We start from the raw sequence: 8,394 nt of genomic DNA, 5'->3' as shown, positions 1-8,394 counted from the left end.
GCCTCGAACAACCCCAACCCCTGCTCAGCCGACAACGCCACCATCCCCGAACGCGCCAACCGCCGCAGATCCACCTCACCCAACCCACCCGTCATGCCGGCCTCACGACCCCACGCCCCCCACACCAACGACAACCCCGCCAACCCCTCAGCCCGACGCACCCCCACCAACGCGTCCAAGAACGCGTTCGCCGCCGCGTAGTTGCCCTGCCCCGCCCCACCGAACGTCCCCGCCACCGACGAGAACACAATGAAATCGGCCAGATCCTGGCCTTGGGTCAGCTCGTGCAGATGCCACGCCGCATCCACCTTCGGCCGCAACACCACATCCAGATCCTCGGCCGACAACGACGGGATCGTCCCATCGGCCAGCACACCCGCCGTGTGAATCACCGCCGTCAACGGGTGTTCCTCCGGCACCCCGGCCAGCAGCGCCGCCACCTGATCGCGATCGGCCACATCGCACGCCGCGACCGTGACCTCGACCCCGTGCGCGATCAACTCCGCCCGCAACTCCACCGCCCCCGGAGCGTCCAACCCCCGCCGACTCACCAGCAGCAGGTGCCGTATCCCACGCTCGGCCACCACATGCCGCGCGAACAACGCCCCCAGACCACCGGTACCACCAGTGATCAACACCGTCCCCTCGGGATCCCACGAGCGGACGTCGCCACCGGCGTTCGAATCCGGCGTCACCCGCGCCAGCCTCGGCACCCACACCTCACCCCCGCGCACCGCCACCTGCGGCTCACCGGAGGCCAGCACTCCGGCCAGTACGGACGAGGACAGTTCGTCGTCGATGTCGACCAGGACAAACCGGCCAGGATTCTCCGACTGGGCACTGCGGACGAGCCCTCGCGCCGCCGCCACGACCGGGTCCGGCGCCTTTTCGCCGTCCTCACCGGCCACGACCCCACCCCGGGTGACGAACACCAGGCGCGAATCGGCGCACCGGTCATCGGCCAGCCACCCCTGCAGCACGTCCAGAACATGCGAGGTCAGCTCGTGCACCGACTCCGCGACCCCGCCGACCCGGCCGGAGACCGCTTCCGCCAGCACCACACCCGGCACCGGCCCCGCCTCAACCAGCGACAGCAGATCCACGTGAACCGGCACCGGATCCCCACCCGAATCCCCGCCCGCCCGCAGCGTGGCGGCGACACCCAACGTGTCCTGGCCGAGTACCGCCGCCGTGAGCGCGTCAGCCGCCGGGAGACCCACCAGCGGCGTCCACTCCACCTGGAACAAAGCATCCCTACCCGCACCCCCACCAGAAGCGGCCACCACCTCAGAGCCGACCGGCCGCAACACCAACGACCGCGCCGACACCACCGGCGCACCCGTCACATCCGCCGCCAGCAGCGACACCGAATCCGCGCCCATCCTGGCCAGCCGCACCCGCAGCACCGACGCCCCGCCCGCGTGCAGACACACCTGCTCCCAGGAGAACGGCAACCGCCCACCCTCGGCATCGTCCAACCCCACGAACGGCACCGCATGCAACACCGCATCCAACAACGCCGGATGCACCCCGAACGACCCCGCACCCGACACCACCTGCTCAGGCAGCACAACCTCCGCGAACACCTCACCGTCGGCGCCGCGCCAGGCCGCCCGCAGCCCCTGGAACACCGGGCCGTACTCCAACCCGCTCGCGGCGAGCCCTTCGTACACCCCGTCCAACTCGATCACCGACGCACCCCGCGGCGGCCAAACCTCCGTCTCGAACGACACAGCGGCGCGGTCTCCGGCCGTCAGCACACCGGTCGCGTGCTCGACCCACGGCTCCTCATCGGCCGCCTCGGCCGACCGGGCGTGAACGCTCACCTCACGCCGACCCGACTCGTCGGCCGACCCCACCCACACCTGCACCGCGACCGCGTCCCGCTCACCCAGCACCAGCGGCGTGGTCAGGGTCAGCTCCTCGATCACATCGCAGCCGGCCTGGTCCCCCGCCCGCACGACCAGTTCCACGAACACGCTGCCCGGCACCATCACCGAACCCATCACCACGTAGTCGGCCAGCCACGGATGCGACCCCAGCGACAGACGACCGGTCAGCAGCACCCCGTCGGAGCCGGCCAGCCCGACCGCCGCACCCAGCAGCGGATGGCCGGTGGCCGCCAACCCGGCGGCCGCCAGGTTCCCCACCCGCGCACCCGCGCCGTCGGGCCAGAAACGCCGGCGCTGGAACGCGTACGTCGGCAGCGCCACCCGGCGCCCGCCCGCGAGCACCGCCTCCCAGTCCACCGTCACGCCACGCACGTGCAGTTCGGCGAGAGCCGTCATGATCGCCGACTGCTCGTCCCGGTCCCCGCGCAGCACCGGCACCGCCACCGCGTCCGCCCCGGCCACCACGTCCGCGACGGGCCGATCCTCGGCGGCGAGGGTGTCGGACGCCATCGCGGCGAGCACCCCATCGGGGCCGAGCTCCAGGTAGGCGCGCACGCCCTGGCCGTGCAGGGTACGGATGCCGTCGGCGAAGCGAACCGCGCCACGGACCTGCTCCACCCAGTAATCCGGCGAGCACAACTGCTCTGCCGTGGCGGGTTCCCCGGTCAGGGTCGAGACCATCGGGATTCGCGGCGGGTCGTAGGCCAGTGTCCGGGCCAGGGTGCGGAAGTCCTCCAGCATCGGGTCCATCAGCGGCGAGTGGAACGCGTGCGACACCCGCAACCGCTTCGTCCGAACTCCCCGAGCATCCAACTCGGCCGCGACGGCCAGCACCGCCTCCTCAACGCCGGAGACCACCACCGACGCGGGGCCGTTCACCGCCGCGACCGACACCTCACCCTCACGCCCGGCCAGCAGCTCGACAACCTGCTCCTCGGCGACCTGGACCGCCACCATCGCCCCACCCTCGGGCAACGCCTGCATCAACCGCGCCCGACCCGCCACCAACACACACGCGTCCTTCAGCGACAACACCCCCGCCACATGCGCCGCCGTGATCTCCCCGACCGAGTGCCCGGCCAGCACATCCGGCCGGATCCCCCACGAGGACACCAGCCGGAACAACGCCGTCTCCACCGCGAACAGCGCGGGCTGCGCCCAGCCGGTCCGATCCAGCGCCTCCGCCTCCGCAGACCCCGGCTCGGCGAACACCACCTCACGCAACGACCCCTCAAGCAGCGGCTCGAACTCGGCGAACACCTCATCCAACGCCTCGGCGAACACCGGGAAACGGTCATACAACTCCCGACCCATCCCGGCCCGCTGACTGCCCTGACCGGTGAACAGGAACGCGACCTTGCCCTGCCGTCCGCTCTGTCCCAGCAGGACGCCCGCGCCCGGTCGGCCCTCGGCCACGGCTCGTAGCCCGGCCACGACATCCTCGCGCGCACCGGCCAGTACGGCGGCCCGGTGCTCGAAGACCGATCGCGTCGAGACGAGGGAGAAGGCGATGTCGGTCAGATCAAAATCAGGTTCGGCGTCCAGGTGTGACACCAGCCGTTCGGCCTGTGCCCGCAGCGCCTCCGCCGTACGACCGGAGATCAGCACCGGGGGCACATCCGGGGTCACCGCCGGATACCAGTCCTCCGTGTTCACCTCGATTCGCTTGTCGTGCGGCGCCTGCTCGATGATCACGTGAGCGTTGGTGCCGGTGAGACCGAACGAGGACACTCCCGCCCGCCACGGCCGCTCCACCTGCGGCCACCGCGTCGGCTCGGTCAGCAACCTCACCGCGCCCGAGGCCCAGTCCACGTGCGAGGAGGGCTCGTCCACGTGCAGCGTCCGAGGCAGCACCCCGTGCCGCATCGCGAGCACCATCTTCATCACACCCGCCACACCGGCCGCCGCCTGCGTGTGACCCAGGTTCGACTTCACCGAACCCAGCAGCAGCGGCCGATCCTCCGGCCGATCCTGACCATAGGTCGCGAGCAGCGCCTGCGCCTCGATCGGGTCACCCAGCGTCGTACCCGTGCCGTGCGCCTCCACCACGTCCACGTCGGCGGGGTTCAGCCCGGCGCTGCCCAGCGCCTGGCGGATCACTCGCTGCTGCGAAGGACCGTTCGGCGCGGTGAAGCCGTTGGAGGCGCCGTCCTGGTTCACCGCCGACCCGCGCAGGACCGCGAGGACCTGATGGCCGTTGCGCTGGGCGTCCGACAGCCGCTCCAGGACCAGCACGCCCACGCCCTCGGCCCAACCCGTGCCGTCCGCCGCGTCGGCGAACGCCTTGCACCGGCCGTCGGGCGCCAGCCCGCCCTGCCGGGTGAACTCCACGAACGCACCTGGGGTGGCCATCACGGTCACCCCGCCCGCCAGCGCCAGCGAGCACTCACCGCTGCGCAGCGCCTGCGTCGCCAGGTGCACCGCCACCAGCGACGACGAGCAGGCCGTGTCCACCGTCACCGCCGGCCCCTCCAGGCCAAGCGTGTACGAGAGCCGGCCGGAGGCCGCGGCCGCGCCCATGCCGGTCCCGATGTTGCCCTCGAGGTCGGCCAGTGAGCCGACCATCAGATAGGAGTAGTCCTGGCCGCTCATGCCGACGAAGACCCCGGTACGGCTACCGCGCAGCTTGGCCGCGTTGATCCCGGCCCGCTCGACGGCCTCCCACGACACCTCAAGAAGGAGTCGCTGCTGCGGATCCATCGCGAGCGCCTCGCGCGGCGAGATCCCGAAGAAACCGGGGTCGAAGTCCGCGACGTCGCTGATGAAGGCGCCCTTGTCGGTGTCACTCCGAGGCCGGCCGTCCGAATCGCGGGCCGCCAGCAGGTCGAGATCCCAGTCGCGGTCGGACGGGAAGCCCGAGGTGGCGTCACCACCTTCGGCGATCAGCCGCCACAGATCCTCGGGCGAGGACACCCCGCCGGGGAACCGGCAGCTCATCGCCACGATGGCGATCGGTTCCGTGGTGACCGCGACCAGCTTCTGGTACTGACGCCTTAGCCGTTCGGCCTCCTTCATGGAGGTCCGGAGCGCCTGTACGACCTGCTCACTGGGCGTATCCATCACAGCCTCCGTACGTCGGGCGGGGTCGGGAAACCTGCGTCCGGCGTCGCCGGTACCAGGACACCCACCACCGCCGCGTCGATCGCGTCAGTCACCACGGCCCTCTCCGCACGCACCGGCACGCGGTGTCCTCACCCGGCGAGGCGTCCCCACCGGAGAGGGGAGGCGGTAGCACGGGTCTCCACATGGTCGAAGAGGAGGACCGGCGGTATGCACGACGGGACTCCCGCTGAGAGAGAGGTCGTCGAGCATGCCATCCATTCGGCGAAGTTAGGCCGATGGCGACTCGGCAAACGCCTAGTCTTTGGGAAGCCCGGCGCGCCGGCCGCGCCCACGGCACCGCCTCCGGGCGCCCTCGACCGCGCGGACCACCTCCGGGAGAGACCGGTCGAGGGCGCGATCCCGCGCCCCGGGAAAACTAGTGATCCCCCTAATGTCGCCGCGATACCGTGCGGGCACGCCGGCGTCGGAGCAGGGAAGACGCGCACGGCGAGGACGGATCCGCACCGGAGCAGGCGCCCGCGCGTCACTGGCTGTTCGAACGGTCCGGCTCCCGCGATGGAGGTGTGTGTGATGGGCGAGGGCCGCAAGCCAGTGCTGTTCGTCAGCAATCCGGGGGCCGGTGTCTTCAACCCCCTGCGCGTGATCGCCGCCGAGCTCGCCAGGCGTGGCACGGAGGATCTGTGGTTCGCGACGGATGAGTCCTGCAGGGCCGACATCGAGAGCATCGACGAGGGAAGCGGCGTACGGTTCGTCTCACTCGGCGAGACGGATCCACTGCAATCCCCCGCCGACTGGGACGACGAGATGTACCGGCTGGCCACCCAGCGGTCCCGCTGGAAGGCACACCACGCGGTGGTGCGGCGCGGGTTCGACCCCGACAGCGGGGAGCAGAAGTATCTGGCACTCGACGCCCTGGTCGAGGAGCTGAAACCGGCTCTCATGATCTTTGACAGCGTGAACCCCGTCGCGCTCATGATCGCGCTCAGGAGGAACATCCCGTACGTCCTCAGCTCGCCCTTCCTGCCGAGCAATCTGCTCATCACCAGGACACCGCGCGGATTCCCCATGCTGCACACCGGGCTGCCCCTGGACATGTCGTTCCCGCAGCGGGTCTACAGCAACGTGTTCAAGATCCGGGCCGCGCTGATGTTCCTGCACCCGAGGATGCTGAGGCTCGCGCTCAAGGGCATCTCGTACGCGAAGCAGATCCAGCTGCCGAAGGAGGCGCTCCGTCCGTCGGCGAAGGTCGACCGCGCCGATCTCGTCCTGTGCTACACGGTCTTCGGGCTGGAGTACCCGTTTCCCCTTCCCGACAAGTTCCACCTGGTCGGCGCGATCATCCCGCCGTTGCCCGAGGCGCAGGACGACCGTGACCTGTCCGGCTGGCTCGACGCCAACCCCTCCGTGGTCTACGTCGGACTCGGCACCATCACCCGGCTGACCCGTCCCGAGGTGCACGCGCTGGTGGAGGTCGCCCGCCGGTTGGACGGCAGGCACGCCGTGCTGTGGAAGCTCCCTGCCGGGCAGCAACAGTTCCTCCCTCCCCGGGAGGAGCTGCCGCCGAACCTCAGGATCGAGAGCTGGATTCCCTCCCAGCTCGACGTGCTGGCCCATCCCAACGTCGCCCTCTTCTTCAACCACGGCGGCGCGAACGCCTTCCACGAGAGCCTGTATTTCGGCAAGCCGCAGGTCATCCGCCCGCTGTGGGTCGACTGCTACGACCAGGCGGTGCGCGGCGTGGACAGCGGGGTGAGCCTCACCCTCGACGACCCGCAGACCATCGACGTCGACGACGTGGTCGGCAAGATCACCCAGGTGCTGGACACCCCTTCCTTCCGTGAGCGCGCCGAGTTCTTCGCCAAGGCGCAGCAGGAGGCGGGAGGCACCCGGGTGGCCGCCGATCTGATCCTGGGCAACCCGGCGCTGAAACGATCCGACCAGGTAATGCCGAAGGACGTGGCGACATCATGAAAACGCACAGCGGCGACCCGACATCCATCGAGTTCCCGAGGCGGCGGCGCGGGCAGCTCTCTCCGCCGGACGAGTACGCCTCGCTCAGGGAACAGCCGGGACCGGTCAGGTCGGCGCTGCCGGGAGGCAGCACCGTGTGGCTGGTCGCCAGGCACGACGACGTGCGCGCCGTGCTCACCGATCCCCGGATCAGCGCCAGCCCCCTGCACGAGGGCTTTCCGACGATCGGGCGCAACGGGACGGTGCCTCCGCCCGACCAGATCCCCGGCTGGTTCGTCGCGTACGACCCGCCGGAGCACACCCGCTTCCGCAAGGCCCTCATCCCCGAGTTCACCGTACGGCGGGTCGCCGAGCTCCGCCCTGCCGTCCAGCGGGTCGTCGACACCTGTATCGACGACATGCTCAACGCCGGCACCACCGCCGACCTGGTGTCCGCGTTCGCGCTGCCGGTGCCTTCGCTGATCATCTGTGAGCTGCTCGGCGTGCCGCGTACCGACCGTGAGCTCTTCGAGTCGAGGACGCGCGTCCTGGTGACCCTCACGTCGACCGACGACGAACGCGAGTCCGCGACCAGGGACCTGCTGCTGTACATCTCCAAGCTGATCACCATGAAGCAGCGGTTCCCCGGCAGGGACCTGACCAGCCGGCTGCTGTCGGCCGGGGTGCTCACCCCCAAGGAGATCTCCGGTGTCGCCCTGCTGCTGCTGATCGCCGGGCACGAGACGACGGCGAACAACATCGCGCTCGGCGTGGTCATGCTGCTGCTGAACCGGCAGTGGATCGGCGCGCCCGGAGTGGTGGAGGAGGTGCTGCGTTACCTGTCCGTCGCCGACCGGGTCGCGCTCCGCGTGGCCCTGGAGGACGTCGAGATCGGCGGGCACGTCATCAAGGCCGGCGAGGGCATCGTGCCGCTCGGTGCCGCGGCGAACCACGACCATGACGCGTTCGAGCGGGCCGACGAGTTCGATCCGAGCCGTTCGGCCCGCCACCACGTCGCGTTCGGGTACGGCGTGCACCAGTGTCTCGGGCAGAACCTCGTCAGGATCGAGATGGAGACCGTCTTCACGTCCCTGTTCCAGCGGATTCCGACCCTTCGGCTCGACGGCGCGGTCGAGGACCTGCCGTTCAAGTACGACGGTGTGCTGTTCGGGCTGCACGAGCTCCCGGTCCGCTGGTGACGGCGCCACAGGCTCCCGGCCGGTCGTCGTCGGTCCCGGTCTTTCAAGGATGAGGAATGTCATGCGTGTCAATGTGAACGCCGAGCACTGCGTCGGCGCCGGCCAGTGCGTGCTCATCGCGCCGGAGGTCTTCGACCAGAACGACGAGGGAACCGTCATGGTCCTGGTCGAGACCCTGGACGACTCCGCTCGGATCGACGCCCGGGAGGCGGTCCTCGCCTGCCCGTCGAGGTCCATCTCGCTGTCCGAGAGCTGAGGACCGTACCGGGCGGGTGATCGCACCCCGCCCG

4 protein-coding genes are annotated in these 8,394 nt (G+C 70.2%); 3 read left to right on the top strand and 1 reads right to left on the bottom strand.

Annotated features, from left to right (window positions below; all coding sequences use genetic code 11):
* A partial coding sequence (locus tag ABT352_RS39570) for a type I polyketide synthase (RefSeq protein ID WP_350950203.1) occupies positions 1 to 4,952 on the bottom strand: 4,952 nt, incomplete at its 3' end.
* A gap of 573 nt (positions 4,953 to 5,525) precedes the next feature.
* Here ABT352_RS39570 and ABT352_RS39565 point away from each other — a divergent pair.
* The 3 genes from ABT352_RS39565 to ABT352_RS39555 all read left to right on the top strand — a co-directional run bounded on the left by ABT352_RS39565 (position 5,526) and on the right by ABT352_RS39555 (position 8,360).
* Positions 5,526 to 6,926: a glycosyltransferase gene (locus ABT352_RS39565; protein WP_350950202.1), complete on the top strand. Its 1,401-nt coding sequence runs from the start codon at positions 5,526 to 5,528 to the stop codon at positions 6,924 to 6,926.
* A complete protein-coding gene (locus ABT352_RS39560) occupies positions 6,923 to 8,104 on the top strand; it encodes a cytochrome P450 (protein WP_350950201.1) in 1,182 nt (393 codons plus the stop codon). The genes ABT352_RS39565 and ABT352_RS39560 overlap by 4 nt, the downstream gene beginning before the upstream one ends.
* Positions 8,105 to 8,165: 61 nt before the next feature.
* Positions 8,166 to 8,360, top strand: a complete 195-nt coding sequence (locus ABT352_RS39555) for a ferredoxin (protein WP_350950200.1) — start codon at positions 8,166 to 8,168, stop codon at positions 8,358 to 8,360.
* The last annotated feature ends 34 nt before the right edge of the window (positions 8,361 to 8,394 follow it).

The sequence above is a fragment of the Streptosporangium sp. NPDC000563 genome (assembly GCF_040299985.1).
Classification (GTDB): Bacteria; Actinomycetota; Actinomycetes; order Streptosporangiales; family Streptosporangiaceae; genus Streptosporangium.
This window is presented reverse-complemented; position numbering and strand designations above follow the sequence as displayed.